This is a genomic window from Prauserella oleivorans (assembly GCF_042685745.1).
GTDB classification, from domain to species: Bacteria; Actinomycetota; Actinomycetes; order Mycobacteriales; family Pseudonocardiaceae; genus Prauserella_A; species Prauserella_A oleivorans.
The window spans coordinates 4,382,932-4,399,983 of record NZ_JBHUNT010000001.1 but is presented as its reverse complement, the minus strand read 5'-3'; the positions used below and the strand labels follow the sequence as shown (position 1 = coordinate 4,399,983).

At 72.0% G+C, this 17,052-nt stretch carries 16 protein-coding genes; 14 read left to right on the top strand and 2 right to left on the bottom strand.

The genetic code is table 11. The features are described from left to right. Positions 1 to 83 precede the first annotated feature (83 nt). From rimP to ACFSZT_RS21530, 7 genes are all read left to right on the top strand, one after another. On the top strand, positions 84 to 632 hold the full coding sequence (gene rimP, locus ACFSZT_RS21560) for a ribosome maturation factor RimP (protein WP_377386074.1): 549 nt from the start codon (positions 84 to 86) through the stop codon (positions 630 to 632). Continuing rightward, positions 629 to 1,678, top strand: a complete 1,050-nt coding sequence (gene nusA, locus ACFSZT_RS21555) for a transcription termination factor NusA (RefSeq protein ID WP_377386071.1) — start codon at positions 629 to 631, stop codon at positions 1,676 to 1,678. The genes rimP and nusA overlap by 4 nt, the downstream gene beginning before the upstream one ends. Beyond that, positions 1,675 to 2,064 carry a YlxR family protein gene (locus ACFSZT_RS21550; protein WP_377386068.1) on the top strand — a complete coding sequence of 130 codons (390 nt, stop codon included), beginning with the start codon at positions 1,675 to 1,677 and terminating at the stop codon, positions 2,062 to 2,064. Before nusA ends, ACFSZT_RS21550 begins: the two co-directional genes overlap by 4 nt. A gap of 91 nt (positions 2,065 to 2,155) precedes the next feature. After that, a complete protein-coding gene (gene infB, locus ACFSZT_RS21545; protein WP_377386065.1) occupies positions 2,156 to 4,993 on the top strand; it encodes a translation initiation factor IF-2 in 2,838 nt (945 codons plus the stop codon). Positions 4,994 to 5,062: 69 nt separating this feature from the next. Continuing rightward, on the top strand, positions 5,063 to 5,359 hold the full coding sequence (locus ACFSZT_RS21540; protein ID WP_377386062.1) for a DUF503 domain-containing protein: 297 nt from the start codon (positions 5,063 to 5,065) through the stop codon (positions 5,357 to 5,359). Positions 5,360 to 5,386: 27 nt separating this feature from the next. Continuing rightward, a complete protein-coding gene (gene rbfA, locus ACFSZT_RS21535) occupies positions 5,387 to 5,839 on the top strand; it encodes a 30S ribosome-binding factor RbfA (protein WP_377386059.1) in 453 nt (150 codons plus the stop codon). A gap of 343 nt (positions 5,840 to 6,182) precedes the next feature. Next, complete coding sequence (locus ACFSZT_RS21530; protein WP_377386056.1) at positions 6,183 to 7,772, top strand: alkaline phosphatase D family protein; 1,590 nt, start codon at positions 6,183 to 6,185, stop codon at positions 7,770 to 7,772. 120 nt (positions 7,773 to 7,892) lie between these two features. On the opposite strand, the gene ACFSZT_RS21525 is transcribed toward ACFSZT_RS21530, so the two are convergent. Beyond that, entirely contained in the window at positions 7,893 to 8,927 is a 1,035-nt protein-coding gene (locus ACFSZT_RS21525) for a TRM11 family SAM-dependent methyltransferase (protein WP_377386053.1), read from the bottom strand. 71 nt (positions 8,928 to 8,998) lie between these two features. After that, positions 8,999 to 10,531: an SDR family oxidoreductase gene (locus ACFSZT_RS21520; RefSeq protein ID WP_377386050.1), complete on the bottom strand. Its 1,533-nt coding sequence runs from the start codon at positions 10,529 to 10,531 to the stop codon at positions 8,999 to 9,001. A 90-nt stretch (positions 10,532 to 10,621) separates the two neighbouring features. On the opposite strand from ACFSZT_RS21520, the gene ACFSZT_RS21515 reads away from it, so the two are divergent. From ACFSZT_RS21515 to rpsO, 7 genes are all read left to right on the top strand, one after another. Further along, positions 10,622 to 11,929: an MATE family efflux transporter gene (locus tag ACFSZT_RS21515; protein ID WP_377386865.1), complete on the top strand. Its 1,308-nt coding sequence runs from the start codon at positions 10,622 to 10,624 to the stop codon at positions 11,927 to 11,929. Between the two features lie 128 nt (positions 11,930 to 12,057). Then, positions 12,058 to 13,392 (top strand): MFS transporter, encoded by a 1,335-nt coding sequence (locus ACFSZT_RS21510; RefSeq protein ID WP_377386047.1) that lies wholly within the window; start codon positions 12,058 to 12,060, stop codon positions 13,390 to 13,392. Between the two features lie 25 nt (positions 13,393 to 13,417). After that, a complete protein-coding gene (gene truB, locus ACFSZT_RS21505) occupies positions 13,418 to 14,308 on the top strand; it encodes a tRNA pseudouridine(55) synthase TruB (protein WP_377386044.1) in 891 nt (296 codons plus the stop codon). A 98-nt stretch (positions 14,309 to 14,406) separates the two neighbouring features. Continuing rightward, a complete protein-coding gene (locus tag ACFSZT_RS21500; protein ID WP_377386041.1) occupies positions 14,407 to 15,369 on the top strand; it encodes a bifunctional riboflavin kinase/FAD synthetase in 963 nt (320 codons plus the stop codon). Positions 15,370 to 15,521: 152 nt separating this feature from the next. Beyond that, complete coding sequence (locus tag ACFSZT_RS21495; protein WP_377386038.1) at positions 15,522 to 16,004, top strand: XRE family transcriptional regulator; 483 nt, start codon at positions 15,522 to 15,524, stop codon at positions 16,002 to 16,004. Positions 16,005 to 16,020: 16 nt separating this feature from the next. Next, positions 16,021 to 16,569, top strand: a complete 549-nt coding sequence (gene thpR / locus ACFSZT_RS21490) for an RNA 2',3'-cyclic phosphodiesterase (protein WP_377386035.1) — start codon at positions 16,021 to 16,023, stop codon at positions 16,567 to 16,569. A 94-nt stretch (positions 16,570 to 16,663) separates the two neighbouring features. Beyond that, entirely contained in the window at positions 16,664 to 16,933 is a 270-nt protein-coding gene (rpsO, locus tag ACFSZT_RS21485; RefSeq protein ID WP_377386032.1) for a 30S ribosomal protein S15, read from the top strand. Positions 16,934 to 17,052: the final 119 nt, after the last annotated feature.

The following is a 17,052-nucleotide window of genomic DNA, read 5'->3' as shown; positions in this document are numbered from 1 at the left end:
GGCGACGCCTGCTGGTCGGCGAGACCCGGTCGCGGCACGATAAGCTGGACCACCACTTCGAACAGGACAACAGGAGCATCACGGTGCCCAACGAACTCGCCAGCCGGCTGGAGCCCATCGTGGCCGAGGCCGTCACGGCCGCGGGTTTCGATCTCGACGCGCTCGACGTGCAGCAGGCCGGGCGGCGCAAGCTGGTCAAGGTGGTCGTGGACGGCGACGACGGTGTCGGTCTCGACGAGGTCGCCGAGATCAGTAGGGCCCTCTCCGCGGTGCTCGACGACCACGAGCACCTCATCGCCGGCGCGTACACCCTCGAGGTCACGTCCCCGGGCGTCGACCGCCCCCTGACCAAGCCGCGCCACTGGCGCCGGGCCAAATACCGCCAGGCCCGCGTGACTCCCGCGGAAGGCGCGGAGTTCGTCGGCCGGATCGGCCGGGCCGGCGAGGACTCGGTGCGGATGCTCGTCGACGGCACCGTCCGTGACGTGCGCTATGCCGACGTCGCCAAGGCGGTGCTCGAGATCGAGTTCAAACAGCCACCCGCCGATGAACTCAAGGTGCTGGAGCAGGACGCCTCCGGCGCCGACGACGACAATGCCGGACCGACCGGCCCGAAGGAGGAGCCGAGGTGAACGTCGACATCGCCGCGCTGCGGGCGATCGAGCGCGACAAGGACATCCCCTTCGAGACCGTGCTCGAGGCGATCGAGTCCGCGCTGCTGACGGCGTACAAGCACACCGAGGGTCATCAGCCGCACGCCAAGATCGACATCGATCGCAAGACCGGCTACGTGCGGGTGCTGGCCCACACCCTGGACGAGAACGGCGAGATCGCCGAGGAATGGGACGACACGCCCGAGGGTTTCGGGCGGATCGCCGCCACCACGGCCCGCCAGGTCATCCTGCAGCGGCTGCGCGACGCCGAGCACGAGAAGACCTACGGCGAGTTCTCCGCCAAGGAGGGCGAGATCGTCGCGGGCGTCATCCAGCGTGACGCGCGCGCGAACGCGCGAGGCATGGTGGTCGTCCAGGTCGGCGACACGGAGGGCGTGCTGCCCGCGGCCGAGCAGGTGCCCGGGGAGAACTACGAGCACGGCAGCCGGATCAAGGCCTACGTGGTCGGGGTGTCCCGCAGCGCCCGGGGTCCGCAGATCACGCTGTCGCGCACCCACCCGAACCTCGTGCGCAAGCTGTTCGCCCTGGAGGTCCCGGAGATCGCCGACGGCACGGTGGAGATCGCTGCCGTGGCCCGCGAGGCGGGGCACCGGTCGAAGATCGCTGTCCGCTCGGCGGTGGCCGGGGTGAACGCCAAGGGTGCGTGCATCGGTCCCGTGGGCGCGCGTGTGCGCAACGTCATGAGTGAGCTCGGTGGTGAGAAGATCGACATCATCGACTACTCGGAGGACCCGGCTCGCTTCGTCGGGAATGCCCTGTCGCCCGCGAAGGTTGTGTCGGTGACGGTGGTGGACGAGCGTGCCAAGACGGCGCGTGTCGTCGTGCCGGACTTCCAGTTGTCCCTGGCCATCGGCAAGGAGGGGCAGAACGCCCGCCTCGCCGCGCGGCTGACCGGGTGGCGGATCGACATCCGCAGTGACGCCGCTCCGGAGGGCGGTGCCGGGCAGCGCCAGGTCGCGCCGGACGAGTCGCCACACGCGGCGGCAACCGGTTCGGCTGAGTGAGAGGCCAAGGGCTAAACTGGGGCGCGGTGCAACGTCCGCAGTCGAATTCCGTACAGCACGAGTACCCGGCCGGTCCGGTCCGCACGTGTGTCGGATGCAGGCGGCGAGCGTTGATCGACGAGCTACTTCGGCTGGTCGTGGTGGATGGGGCGCTGGTCGTCGACGAACGGCGACGGCTTCCCGGGCGCGGTGCCTGGGTGCACCGCGACACGGGGTGCTTCACCAAGGCCGAACGGAGGAGGGCGTTTCCCCGGGCGCTGCGAGCCCAGGGGCCGCTCGAGACCGGCGGTGCACGACACGCGCTGGAGCAGCTCGCCGAGCAGAGTGAGGATCCGGGACCATCCCGGGTTCCCGTCGGAACAAGGAAGCAGGTCGACCCGTCATGAGTCAGCCGTGAAGCTGAAGCCATGAACGCGCGACGATAGGACGAGGTCAGCGGGTGCACTGCCTGCCTGGCCTCATCAGTTGAGGAGAGCAGTGGCAGGCAAGGCCCGCGTACATGAGCTCGCGAAAGAGCTCGGTGTTACGAGCAAGGAAGTACTCGCCAAGCTGAAGGAGCAGGGCGAGTTCGTGAAGTCTGCGTCGTCCACGGTCGAGGCGCCGGTCGCCCGGCGGCTCCGGGACGCCTTCGCAGGCGGCAAGGACGGCAAGCAGGGCGGCAAGGCCGCACCGAAGCCCGGTGGCAACGGCGGCGCGCCCGCGCAGCCGAGCCAGCAGGCTCCGCGGCCCTCCGCTCCGCAGCAGCAACAGCAACAGCAGCAACAGCAGCGGCCCGCGCAGCCGGGGCCGAAGCCCGGTCCCAAGCCGGGGCCGAAGCCCGGTCCGAAGCCGGCCGAGCAGGCTCCCGCGGCCAAGGCAGGCCCGACGAAGCAGGACCAGCAGTCCTCGTCGTCGGTCGTGCCGCCGAAGCCGCAGGGTCCCAAGCCCGGCCCGAAGCCGGGTCCCCGTCCGCCCCGGGTGGGCAACAACCCGTTCGGTGTCGGGTCCGGTTCACCGGCTCCGCGCCCGGCCCCGCCGCGTCCCGGCGGCGGCCAGCAGGGCGAGCGTGGCCCGCGTCCCGGCGGCGGTCAGCAGGGTGAGCGTGGCGGCGGTCCGCGTCCCGGCGGCAACCGCCCGAGCCCGGGCAACATGCCGCCGCGCCCGAACCCGGGCATGATGCCGGCGCGTCCGGCCCGCCCGAGCGGTGGTCCCGGCGGTCGTGGTGGCCCCGGTGGACGTGGCGGCCCCGGTGGTGCCGGTGCCGGTGCCGGCCGCGGCGGTCCCCGTGGCGGCGGCGGTGGCGGCTTCCGTCCCGGTGGTGGCGGCGGTGGCGGCGGCTTCCGCGGCGGCCCCGGTGGTCCTCCCGGTGGTGGCGGCGGCTTCCGCGGCCGCGGTGGTGGTGGTCGCGGCGGTGCCGCGGGTGCCTTCGGCCGCCCCGGTGGCCCCTCGCGCAAGGGCCGCAAGTCGAAGCGGCAGAAGCGCCAGGAGTACATGGAGAACATGCAGGCGCCGAGCGTCGGCGGCGTCCGCCTGCCCAAGGGCAACGGCGAGACGATCCGGCTGCCGCGCGGTGCCTCGCTGACCGACTTCGCGGAGAAGATCGACGCCAACCCGGCCTCGCTGGTGCAGGTGTTGTTCCACCTCGGCGAGATGGTCACCGCGACGCAGTCCGTCTCCGAGGACGTGCTCGAGCTGCTCGGCACGGAGATGAACTACAACGTCCAGGTGGTCAGCCCCGAGGAGGAGGACCGCGAGCTCCTGGAGGCCTTCGACATCACCTACGGCGAGGACGCGGGCACCGAGGAAGACCTGCAGGTCCGGCCGCCGGTGGTGACCGTCATGGGTCACGTCGACCACGGTAAGACCCGGCTGCTCGACACGATCCGCAAGACGCGGGTCGCCGAGGGCGAGGCCGGTGGCATCACCCAGCACATCGGTGCCTACCAGGTGGAGACCGAGCTCGAGGGCGACTCGCGGCTCATCACCTTCATCGACACCCCGGGTCACGAGGCGTTCACCGCCATGCGTGCCCGTGGTGCGCAGGCCACCGACATCGCGGTGATCGTGGTCGCCGCCGACGACGGTGTGATGCCGCAGACGATCGAGGCGATCAACCACGCGCAGGCCGCCAAGGCGCCGATCGTGGTCGCGGTCAACAAGATCGACAAGGAAGGCGCGAACCCGCAGAAGATCCGGCAGCAGCTCACCGAGTACGGGCTCGTGGCCGAGGAGTACGGCGGCGACACGATGTTCGTCGACATCTCGGCGCGCGAGAACATCAACATCGACGGGCTGCTCGAGGCGATCCTGCTGACGGCGGACGCGGCACTGGACCTCCGGGCCAACCCGGACATGGAGGCCCAGGGCGTCGCGATCGAGGCTCACCTCGACCGTGGTCGGGGTCCGGTGGCGACCGTGCTGGTCCAGCGCGGCACGCTGCACGTCGGTGACTCGGTGGTGGCCGGTGACGCCTACGGCCGGGTGCGCCGCATGGTGGACGAGTACAACCGGGACGTCTCCGAGGCCACCCCGTCGCGGCCGGTGCAGGTCATCGGCTTCACGTCGGTGCCCCGGGCCGGTGACACGTTCCTCGTCGTGGAGGAGGACCGGGTGGCCCGGCAGATCGCCGAGCGCCGCCAGGCCCGCATCCGCAACGCGGAGAACGCCGCCAAGCGCAAGCGCGTCAGCCTGGAGGACCTGGACTCCGCGCTCAAGGAGACCAACACCCTCAACCTGATCATCAAGGGTGACAACTCGGGTACCGTCGAGGCGCTCGAGGGCTCGCTCATGCAGATCGACGTGGGTGACGAGGTCGAGCTGAACGTGGTGCACCGCGGCGTCGGTGGCGTCACCGAGAGCGACATCGACCTGGCGACGGCGTCGGACGCGATCGTGATCGGCTACAACGTCCGCGCCCAGGGCAAGGCGACCGAGCGGGCGTCCCGCGAGGGCGTCGACGTCCGGTACTACACGGTCATCTACCAGGCGATCGAGGAGATCGAGCAGGCCCTGAAGGGCATGCTCAAGCCGGAGTACGAGGAGGTCGAGCTCGGCCGGGCGGAGGTCCGCGAGGTCTTCAAGTCCTCCAAGCACGGCACGATCGCCGGTTGCCTGGTCACGTCCGGTCAGATCAGGCGCAACGCCAAGGCGCGTCTGCTCCGCGACGACGTGGTGGTGGCGCAGGACCTGCCGATCAACTCGCTGCGGCGGTTCAAGGACGACGTGGTCGAGGTCCGCGACGGCTTCGAGTGCGGTCTGACGCTCGGCAAGTTCGCCGACATCAAGGTCGGCGACGTGGTCGAGACCTACGAGCAGCGCGAGAAGCCGCGCGACTGAGGTCGGGAACCGGTCGGGCGGGGGCGGCTGCCTCCGCCCGACCGGCCTTGCCCGTCCCGGTGGTGAGCAATGTTCGTCGGTTCCCTGGAGCTGGATGTCCTGCTCGGCGATGTGCGGTCGCTGAAGCAGAAACGGTCCGCCGTCCGCCCGTTGCTGGCGGATCTGCGGAAACGGTTCGACGTGGCCGTCGCCGAGGCCGGACACCTCGACCTGCACCGGCGTGCGCTGGTCGGAGTGGTCACGGTCGCGGCGGACGGTGAGCATGTGAGAGACGTACTGGACGCCTGCGAACGGTTCGTGGCGGCCAGGCCCGAGCTCGAGTTGCTGTCCGCGCACCGGCGGCTGCTCGGGCCGGATGACGACTGAGGGTTCGAAGCGAGTGAGGGGATCCCCATGGCCGACAAGGCTCGGGCACGGAGGTTGGCCAAGCGGATCGCGCAGATCGTCGCGTCCGCACTCGAACACGAGGTCAAGGACCCGCGTTTGGGCAACGTGACGATCACCGACGCGCGGGTGACCGGCGACCTGCGGGACGCGACCGTCTACTACACGGTGCTCGGCGAGAACCTCGAGGCCGCGCCGGACTTCGCGGGCGCGGCGGCGGCGCTGGAGTCGGCGCGCGGTGTGCTGCGGACGAAGGTCGGGCAGGGAACCGGTGTGCGGTACACGCCGACGCTGACGTTCGTGCCCGACAACGTGCCCTCGGACGCCCGGCACATCGACGAGTTGCTCGCGAAGGCGCGGGAAGCCGACGCCGAGGTTGCCCGGAGGGCCACCATGGCCACACCCGCGGGCGAGCCGGATCCCTACCGGCTGCCCCGCGAGGACACCCCCGAGGACGACTGACCGGTTCCGGCGACGGTCCAGCGGGCGGCCGTGCCGCCGTCCGGGTGCCGCTGAGCGGCAGCCACGTTCCCGGTGACCGGAGCCGGATTTCCGGTGACCCGGGTGCGCCCGGGCCGGACTGTCGCTGAACACCATCGTGCCCGGGACCGCCTCCACGCCGTCGCACCCGCATGGCTCCCGACGGCCGAATCCGTTGCTGCGCAAGGACGACACGGCCCTCGGCGCTTCGCCGCAGCGACGGCGAAGGTTGGCCGCCGCGTCACGTCCCGTTCGGGCGGCGCTGGTCCTCGCGTCGCCCTGCCCTGGCTGGATGTTGCGGTCCGGCCACGGCAGAGGGAGAGACATGGCTGAGAGGTCCAACGTCGACCGGCGGCGATTCCTGGCACTCGCGGGGGGTGGCACGCTCGCGACCGCACTCGCGCTCGCCGGCGCGTCCAGCGGTCCCGTGTGGGCGACGCCGCGCTTCCGCGACAACCCGTTCGCCCTGGGTGTCGCGTCCGGTGAGCCGACGCCCTCGGGAGTCGTGCTGTGGACACGACTCGCCCCCAACCCGGTGGCCGAGGACGGCACGGGCGGTATGCCGGGCAAGGCCGTGAACGTCGCGTGGCAGATCGCCGAGGACCCGGCCTTCCGCCGCGTCGTGCGGTCCGGCGCCGAGCGGGCCGCGCCGGAGCTCGCGCACTCGGTGCACGTCGAGGTCGAGGGGCTGCGCCCCGACCGCGAATACTGGTACCGCTTCCGCGCCGGTTCCGAACTGAGCCCGGTCGGGCGGACACGGACAGCCCCGTCGGCGGGTGCCGCGCTCTCGTCGCTGGCGTTCGGGGTCGTGAGCTGCCAGAGCTATCCGGACGGCTACTACACCGCGTACCGGCACCTGGCCGAGGAAGATCTGGACCTGGTGCTGCACCTCGGCGACTACATCTACGAGGGCGGCGGTCAGGGCAGCATCGGACGGGGCCACCTGCCCGCCGCCGAGACGTTCTCCCTGACCGATTACCGGATCCGGTACGGGCAGTACAAGAGCGATGCCGACCTGCAGGCCGCGCACGCCGCGTTCCCGTGGCTGGTGGTGCTCGACGACCACGAGGTGGAGAACAACTGGGCCGACGCCATCTCCCAGTCCGACACCGAACCCGACCAGGACCCGGCGGTGTTCCTGCGGCGCCGGGCCGCGGCGTTCCAGGCCTACTACGAAAACCAGCCGCTGCGCCGCACCCAGCGTCCGCACGGGCCCGACATGCGGCTTTACCGCCGCGTCGGCTACGGCCGGCTCGCCGACTTCACCATGGTCGACACCCGCCAGTACCGCGACGACCAGGCGTGCGGCGACGGCCTGCGCAGCGACTGCACCGAACGGTTGGACCCCGCCCGCACCATGCTCGGGCAGGAGCAGGAGGCCTGGGTGCTGGACGGGCTCGAGCGGTCCCACGCCACGTGGAAGATCCTCGGCAACCAGGTGTTCATGATGCAGGCCGACCACCTCGAGGGCGATGCGCAGGGCTTCGGCATGGACACCTGGGACGGCTACGCGGCCGCCCGGCGCGACCTGCTCGCCGGGGTCGAGCGCAGGCGGGTGGACAACTTCGTCGTGGTCACCGGTGACGCCCACCGCAGCACCGCGGCCGACCTCAAGGTCGACTTCACCGACCCGGACGCCCCTGCCGTCGGCGCCGAGTTCCTCGGCACCTCGATCAGCTCGGGAGCCGACGGGCAGGACATGGACGACCTCGGCCGGATCTGGCTGCGGGAGAACCCGCACATGAAGTTCCACAACGCCCAGCGCGGGTACATGCGTTGCGAAGTGACACCGCGTCACCTGCGCACGGACTACCGCGTGGTCCCGCGGGTCACCGTGCCGGGCGCGCCGGTCTCCACCCGGGCGAGCGTCTACGTCGAGGCGGGTACACCCGGCATCGCCCAGGTCGACGCCTGACCCGCGGCCCGCCCGCGCCGGAGGACATGCCGGCGCGGGCGGGCGCCGTCGGGGGTGTGCCAGGTGGCGGGGGACCGGCCGGGCGAGGTGACGGTCGGGTGGTGTCGTGGACGTGGACCGTCACTTCCGGGCGATCAGCACGTCGCGCACGATGGCCTGGTCGACCCGGTGGGCGAGCTCGTCGTACGGGCCGCCCTCGCGCACGGTGAGGCCGGCGTCGGCAAGGATCCCGGCGAGCTCGTCGCGTTTGACGACGTGCGTGTTCCACGAGATGCCCAGCGCGCCGCCGCGCTTGAGGACCCGGGTCCACACCGGAACGGCAGCCGCCAGCAGATCCCGCGGGCTGCGGGCCAGGGCGGCGTCCTGGTGCCTGCTGCCGTGCTGGACTCCGTAGGGCGCGTCGGTGACGATCACGTCGACCGAGCCGCGGCGCAGCAGTTCGTCGGTGTGCAGGGTGTCGCAGTTGAGGTAGGTCAGTGTGCGGGTGTCGCCGGCCTTGTACTCCTCCTTGGTGGCGGCGTAGGAGATGTCCAGCCGCCTGCCGAGGCGGACCTTGTTGCGCCGCAACGAGCTCGCGTCCGCGGTGTGCTTGATCCGCTTGGTGCGCAGCCACGTCTTGATGAACTGCTGGTAGGCCTCGAAGTCGCGGCCGTCGACGTCCAGGCCGGTGGCGTGGTAGCCGTACATCATGGCCTGGTTGAGCGTGGTTCCCCGGCCGCACAACGGATCCAGTACGTGCAGCGCGCGGCCGGTCAGGTCGGCGGGGCGCTCGGTCGCCAGCACCGTGAGGTTCAGCAGCAGCTTGGTGAACAGCTCGTTGGTCTTGCCGGTGTACTTCTGGATGGTCAGCAGGTCGGAGTCGAAGCGATCCAGGCGCTCCAGCGTGACGGGGCGGAACAGCTCCCCCGTGAGTTCGAACAGGACGTACGCCGACGACAGGTTCGACAGGTAGGCGACGTCGGAGCCGGTCAGCGGGGCGTCGGTGCGGAAGGTGACGTACTCGACGCCGCCGAGGGTGCGCGTGCCGATGTCGGACGGCGGCGCCGACAGCACCGTGTCGCCGAACACGGCGAGCTCGGCCCGCAGCAGCCTGCTCGACGTCTCCGTGTAGACGCGGTTGGCCGACGGCAGGATCAGGATCGCGTACTCGGGCATCGGATAGAGATTAGCCAGCGATGTGCGGCGTCCCCGCCCGGGCCGGGCGGGGACGCGCGAGCGTGGCCGGGTCAGCCGCGTCCGTACCGGGTGCCGTAGGGCAGGAACCGCTCGAATCCAAGTGGCGTCAGCCCCGGTGTGGCGGCGATCAGTCCGGGGACGTCGTCGCCGGCGCGGAGCCGGGTGTCCACGACGCGCTGGTGTGCCGCCTCGTCGGTGAACTCGGCGTAGTTGAGCACCCGGCTGCCGTCGACCGCGAGGTGGAAGTGGTTGCCGCCCATGCCGTCCGGAGGCCGCTCACCGGTGTGCACGGGATGCCGGGTCAGCAGTGCGTCGACGAATCGTGCGCCGACCGCGGCCGAGTCGATGGCGAACGACACGAGCACCACCACCCCGGGTTCGATCGGGCGGTCGGGCACGGCGCTGCGGTAGCGCCGGTAGCCGGTGGCCGTGAGACGCTCGATGCCCGGCACGACGGCGTCGATGGCGTCGTTGCGGCGCCTGCGGTCGGCGCGCCGGAAGGCCTCGACGGCGCCGTCGTCCGCCCACTGCGAATAGTGGAGCAGGGTGTGGCCGTCCGTGCCGAGCAGCACGCTGTGGGCGAGCAGCCCGGCCGGCCACGGCCGGTCGCGCCAGTCGTCGAGCGCGGCGGACGCGGCCGCGCGCTGCCGCGCCGGGTCCGCGACCCGCCAGATGCTGACGAGGACGAAGCCCGCGTCGTCCCGCCTCACCTCCGGCAGCGGGCCGGTGAGTTCGTGCGTGTGCTCGAGCACCCACTGGCGGAATGTGCGCGCGGGCCTGCCGGTCACCTGCGTGATCGTGTCGGTGACGGACGCCGCCGAGTCCTCGATGCTCGCGCGCATGCCGGCCACCTCGACGTCGGTGGCGTCCCGGCCGAGGACCGTACGGATCCAGTCCTCGGCCGGCCGCTCGGTCCAGGGGATGCGGCGCCCGCTGACCTCGCCGATGATCGCCAGCTGCTGCACGGGCGTCAGCGGCTCGGGGCCGGTGAGCTCGTAGCGGGCGCCGGCGTGACCGTCCTCGGTGAGCGCGTGGACGGCGACGGCGGCGATGTCGCGCTCGTCCAGCAGCGTCACCGGTACGTGCGGCAGCACCGCCGGCACCGGCGCACCGGCCCGGATGGCCTCACCCCAGTGCAGGATGCCGGTGGCGAACCGGTACGGGCGCAGGAACGTCCACGTGATCCCGGAGTCCCGGATCGCCTCCTCCACCTCGGCGTGCGCCCGGGCGATGGCACCGCTCTGCCCGGCCGCGGGGACGCCGTCCCGCACCGCACCCGACGACAGGAAGACCACGTGCCGGACGTGCCGCGCGATGACGCGGACGGTCTCGCGCACGGCGGCGACGTCGTCGAAGCCGGGCATCATCAGGAAGACCCCGGACACGCCGTCCAGCCACGGTTCCAGCCCCGCCGGGTCGAACGGGCTGCCCGGCACGGCCTCGACGTCGGCGGGCAGCTCCGCCGCGGCGGGGTCACGAGTCAGGGCGCGCACGCGCACGCCGCGGTCCGTCAGCCCGGCGGTCACGTGCCGCCCCACGGTTCCGGTCGCGCCGGCCACCAGGATCGTCCTCGGTTCGCTCATGCCCGTGACGGTAGGAACGGCACGACCGGCGCGGCATCTGTCGGATGACCGGTTGTCGGACCCACTGGCTACGCTCGGTGCGTGGCCAGCATGCTCGAGGATCGTGTCCCCGCCCGCACGGTGTTCGGGCTTGCCGTACCCGCTCTCGGTGTGCTGGCGGCCGAGCCGCTCTACGTGCTCGTGGACACGGCCGTGGTCGGCCACCTCGGCGCGCTGCCGCTGGCCGGGCTCGCGCTCGGCGGCACGCTGCTGGCGCTGATGTCCACGCAGCTGACGTTCCTCTCCTACGGCACCACCGCCCGAACGGCGCGGCTGCACGGCGCCGGACGGCGCGCCGACGCCGTCGAGGAGGGTGTGCAGGCGACCTGGCTCGCGCTCGCCGTCGGCGTGATGGTGCTGCTGGTCGGTCAGCTCGTCGCCGAACCGGTGGCCCGCGCCATGTCCGGCGACGAGGGAATCACCGAGGCCACGGTGTCGTGGCTGCGGATCGCGCTGTTCGGCGCGCCGATGATCCTCGTGACGATGGCGGGCAACGGCTGGATGCGCGGCGTCCAGGACGCCGTGCGGCCCCTGCGGTACGTGCTCGCGGGCAACGGCCTGTCCGCCGTGCTGTGCCCCGTGCTGGTGTACCCCGTCGGCTGGGGACTCGAAGGCTCGGCCGTCGCCAACGTCGTCGCGCAGACCGTCTCCGGCGGTCTGTTCCTGTGGGCGCTGGTCCGCGAGCGGGGCCGCCTGCGGCCCCGGCCGACGGTGATGTGGGCGCAGCTGCTACTCGGCCGCGACCTCGTCCTGCGCAGCCTGGGGTTCCAGGCCTGCTTCCTGTCGGCCACGGCGGTCGCGGCCCGCACCTCGACCGAGGCGGTCGGAGCGCACCAGGTCGTGTGGCAGCTGTGGACGTTCCTGTCCCTGGTGCTCGACTCGGTCGCCATCGCCGCGCAGTCCCTGATCGGGGCGGCGCTCGGAGCCGAGTCGACGAGACGGGCGCGCGGGGTGGCCACGCAGATCACACGATACGGCCTCGTGCTCGGCTGTGCGCTCGGGCTCGCGTTCGCGGCGCTGGCGCCCGTGCTGCCGCACGCCTTCACATCCGATCCCGGCGTGCTGGGCGAGATCCCGCACGCGTGGTGGTTCTTCGTGGCGTTGCAGCCGGTCGCGGGGGTGGTGTTCGCGCTCGACGGTGTGCTGCTCGGTGCCGGCGACGCCGCCTTCCTGCGCAACGCGACGCTCGCCAGCGCCGTGCTCGGGTTCCTGCCGCTGATCTGGGCGTCGCTCGGCTTCGGCTGGGGTCTCGCGGGCATCTGGTCCGGTCTGACGATGTTCATGCTGCTGCGGCTCGGGTTCGTCCTCGCGCGCTGGCGGTCGGACCGGTGGGCCGTGCCGGGCGCGGTGCGTTCCTGACCGGCCTCTGTGGGCAATCCCACCGCAGACCGGGGTATGCCCGGTGAGCCGGAAACGGCTAAAACTGGTGGGGACGGCGGCACTCCGCGTCCCCGGGCGCCATCAGGGTTCGATGTGAAGGGGGTTCCGTGCCGTCGAGCAGCCCGGTCACCGGGCGCGCCACGACCGCGTCGTGGCTGATCTGGTTCACCGCAGCGTTCGTCTACGTTCTCGCACTGTTCCACCGCGCCTCGCTCGGGGTCGCGGGACTGGACGCGGCGGAGCGGTTCGGGGTCGGCTCGGCGGCACTGGCGATGTTCACGGTCCTGCAGGTCGGGGTGTACGCCGCGATGCAGGTCCCGACGGGCGTGCTGGTCGACCGGTTCGGTCCGCGCACGGTGCTGACCGCCGCCTTGCTGATGCTCGGCTCCGGGCAGGTGCTCCTGGCCCTCGCCCACAGCTACGCCCTGGGTCTGGCCGCCCGCGGCATTCTCGGGGTCGGGGACGCGCTCACGTTCGTCTCGGTGCTGCGGCTCGCCGCGAACCACTTCCCGGCCCGGCAGTACATGGTCGTCACCTCGCTCACCGCCGCCCTCGGATTCGTCGGGAACCTGGCCGCCACCCTGCCGCTCACTCTCCTGCTCGCCGGCCCGGGCTGGCTGCCCACCTTCCTCGGTGCCGGGCTGGTCACGGTCGCGTTCGTCGTGGTGGTGCAGGCGGTCGTCCGGGACGCGCCCACCGCGCGGACCACGGCGGTGCGGGCGGCGTCGCTGCGCGAGGTCGGCCGTCAGCTGGCCGGTGCATGGCGGGTGCCGGGTACCCGGCTGGGTTTCTGGACCCACTTCACCACCCCGTTCAGCCTGAACATGATGACGTTGCTGTGGGGTGTCCCGTTCATGGTCGAGGGCCTGGGCTACCCGCCCACCACGGCGAGCTCCCTGCTGATCGTGTTCGTCCTCGGTGCCATGGTCTCCGGACCGGTGCTCGGCGGGTTCGTCAGCCGCAGGCCGGAGCTGCGGATGCCGGTGGTGCTCGGCTACGTCGCGGTCTGTGTCGCCTCCTGGACGGTGCTGCTGACGTGGCCGGGCCGGGTGCCGGTCGGCGTGCTCGTCCCGGCATTCGCCTTGCTGGCGGTGGGCGGTCCGGTGTCGACGGTCGGCTTCGCGCTCGCCCGCGACTACAACCCGCTGCCCCGGGTCGGCACCGCCACGGGTGCGGTCAACGTGGGCGGCTTCGTCGCCACGACGGTGGCGGCACTGCTCGTCGGCGTGCTGCTCGAGGTTTCCGGCGGCGACTACCGGATCGCGTTGCTGGCCGCCGTGGTGGTGCTCCTGCTCGGCGCGTTCCGGATCGGAGTCTGGTACCGGCGGGCACGTGCTGTCGTGCTCGAGGCCCAGGAACGGGGCGACGAGGTGCCCGTGCGCCTGCGCCGGCGGCGCTGGGACCTGCGCCCTGCCGACGCCGACCGGGTGGCCACCCGGTGAGCTGCGTTTCGTAGGGTGTGCGGCCGTGTCCAGAAAGCCCGCTCCGCCTCCCGGCCTGCTGATCGTCGACAAGCCCGGCGGCATGACCTCCCACGACGTCGTCGCCAGGGCGCGCCGCATCCTGGGCACCCGCAAGATCGGCCACGCGGGGACGCTCGACCCCATGGCGACCGGTGTGCTCGTACTCGGCGTGGAGCGGGCCACGAAGCTGCTCGGCCACCTCGCCCTCGACCGCAAGACCTACCTGGCCACCATCGCGCTCGGCGCGGCCACCGCCACCGACGACGCCGAGGGGGAGATCGTCTCCGAGGCCGACGCGAGCGGTGTCACCGACGAGCGGATCGCCGCCGGGATCGCCGCGCTGACCGGTGAGCTGCAGCAGGTGCCGAGCGCGGTGAGCGCGGTGAAGGTGGCCGGGAAGCGGGCGTACGCGCGGGTACGGGCGGGGGAGGACGTCGACCTGCCGCCGCGACCGGTCACGGTGTACCGGTTCGACCTGCTCGCCACCCGCCGCGAGGGCGCCCGCGTCGAGCTGGATGTGATGATCGACTGCTCGTCGGGCACCTACGTGCGGGCGCTCGCCCGCGACCTGGGCGCGGATCTCGGCGTCGGTGGGCATCTCGCCGCGCTCCGGCGCACCACGGTCGGTCCGTTCACCCTCGCCGCGGCGCGCACGCTCGACGCCGTGGAGGCCGAGCCGGGGCTGTCGCTGAGCCTGGACGAGGCCGTCGCGGCCGCGTTCCCGCGCCGGGACGTGGACGCCGCCACCGCGCGGGCGGTCCGGCACGGCCGGCGCATCCCGGCGGGCGGGCTCGACGGCACCTATGGCGTCTTCGACCCGGACGGCCACGTGCTCGCGCTCGCCACCGACCAGGGCGGCGCCACCCGGCCGGTCGTCGTGCTCGCTCCGGCCTGACAGCCGCCGCGCGCACGCGCGCGTGCCGGCCACCGTCACAGCCCCTGTCACCCCCTGTCCGCCTGCCCACGGGGCACCGGCCGCTACGCTCCAGAGTCGTGCAGCGTTGGCGCGGTTTGACAGACCTGCCCGGTGGCTGGGGACGGTGCGTCGTCACGATCGGAGTCTTCGACGGGGTGCACCGTGGCCACCAGGCCCTGATCAGCAGAACGGTGGAGGCGGCCCGGCAACGGGGCCTGCCGAGCGTCGTGCTGACCTTCGATCCTCACCCCTCGGAGGTCCTTCGCCCCGGGAGTCATCCGGCCCAGCTGACCACGCTGCGGCGCAAGGCGGAGCTCGTCGAGGAGCTCGGCGTCGACGTCTTCGCGGTCCTGCCGTTCACCCCCGAACTCTCCCGGCTCACGCCGGACGAGTTCGTGCACGAGATCCTCGTCGACAAGCTCCACGCCGCCGCGGTGATCGTCGGCCAGAATTTCACCTTCGGGCACAAGGCCGCGGGCGACGTCGAGACCCTCAAGACGCTCGGCAAGCGCTTCGGCTTCGTCGCGCACGGGGCCAAGCTGCAGGGCCGCACGCTGCCCGACGAACAGGACGACGGCGAGATCACCTTCTCGTCCACCTATGTCCGCTCGTGCATCGACGCGGGCGACGTCGCGGCCGCCGCCGATGCGCTTGGCAGGCCACACCGGCTGGAGGGCATCGTCGTACGCGGCGACGGCCGGGGTCACGACCTGGGCTACCCCACGGCGAACCTGTCGGCTCCGCGGTTCGCGGCCATCCCGGCCGACGGCGTGTACGCGTGCTGGTTCGTCCGTGCCGGCGACCCGGAGCAGCGGCTGCCCGCGGCGGTGTCCGTCGGCACGAACCCGACCTTCTCCGGGCGCGAGCGCACGGTGGAGGCGTTCGTGCTCGACGTCGACGAAGACTTCTACGGCCAGCACGTCGCGCTCGACTTCGTGGCGCGGCTGCGCGGCATGGTGAAGTTCGACCGGGTCGAAGACCTCGTCGCGCGGATCGGCGACGACGTCGCCAGGACCCGGGACGTGCTCGGCCGCTCGTAGGCGCGGGCGACCCCCGGCCGGGTGCAAAAGCGAACGCCTCGTCCGTTCCGTCCCGCTCTCCACGACGGTGCTGGCAAGATGCTGGACGGACCGTAAGCCGCCAGGTCTGAACGACGTCGGATCAACACCGTCACAGGGGAGCAGGGCTGACCGTGGAGGACCACAAGATCGTCCAGCGCAACATCGCGTTGCAGCGCGAGTGGTACGGGGAACCGCTGGGCGACCGTGTGCGCAGGCTGGTGGTGGCCTTCGACGTGTCCCAGGCCTACCTCGCGGAGGTGCTGGGCATCAGTGCGCCGATGCTGAGCCAGGTGATGAGCGGCAGGCGGGCCAAGATCGGCAACCCGGTGGTGCTGGCCCGGCTCATCATGCTCGAGCGCAAGGTGCTCGACCCCGACGTGGCGGCCGGCAGCAAGGAGGCCATCCGGGCCGCGCTCGAGGACGTCAAGGCGGCACGTCCCACGGTGAGCAGGGACAACCTGCCCGTCGGCGCCGGGCCGGACGACCAGGCGGTGCTCACCGCGCTGCGGGAGGTCGCCGAGGAGGAGAACCTGCTCGAGGCCGCCGAGCGTCTGGACCAGGAGTTCCCCGCCATCGCCGATCTGCTGCGCCGCGCGGGCAAGGAAGCCAAGTAGGCGTCCCCGCGGGACGATGGTGGACGAGCGGACCGCGATCGCCGGCCGGGCCCGGCTGTTCACCGCCCTGCCCCTGCCCGGGGAGGCGGTGGACTCGCTCCGGGCGGAACTCGCCCGGCATCCGTGTGGCCCGGGATCCCGCCGGCTGCGCTGGAGCAGGCCGCAGACCTGGCACGTCACGCTCGGCTTCTACGGCATGGACGACCCACGGGAGCGCTCCGCGTGGCTGCGTGAACGGCTCGCCGGAATAGCGGCCCCGGTCGTGCGGTTGGAAGCATCGGGGTCGTTCCGTGGTGTGCTGTGGATCGGTGTGCGGGGCGACGGGCTCGACGAGCTCGCCGCCGCGGTCCGGCCCGAGGACGAGGAGCGGGCCTTCCGCGGGCACCTCACGCTGGCCAGGGGCGACGCGCCCGCCGCCATCCGCGCGTGGGCCCGCCTGCTCGGCTCCTACCGCGGCCCGGCATGGACCGCCCGTGAGGTGGTGCTGTTCCGGAGCGACGCGGGAGCGCGGGGACACGTCCACACCCCGGTCGAGCGGTTCCCGCTCGGGCGCCCGGTGACCTGAGTGCCCTGCTGATACCCTGAACAATTGAGTCCGGCTGCGGTCCGTGGCGGCCGGTACCGACACACCCACACGGCACAACCCCAAGGAGTAACGAGTGGCGCTGTCCACCGACGAGAAGAAGGCGATCCTGGCAGAGTACGGCTTGCACGAGTCGGACACCGGATCGCCCGAGGCCCAGGTGGCTCTGTTGACCAAGCGGATCATCGGCCTCACCGAGCACCTCAAGGTGCACAAGCACGACCACCACTCCCGTCGCGGTCTGTTGCTGCTGGTCGGCCGTCGCCGCCGACTGCTCAACTACGTGATGAAGGTGGACGTGGAGCGGTACCGTTCGCTGATCCAGCGACTCGGCCTCCGCCGATAGCGAGCTCCGAGGGGGAGTGACCCGCCGGGTCGCTCCCCCTCGGTACAACGAAGCAGGAAAACAGAGGACGAGCGCACCGCGCGCGAGGACGCCACAGCCGGTCCTCGGTAGTGGCTCCC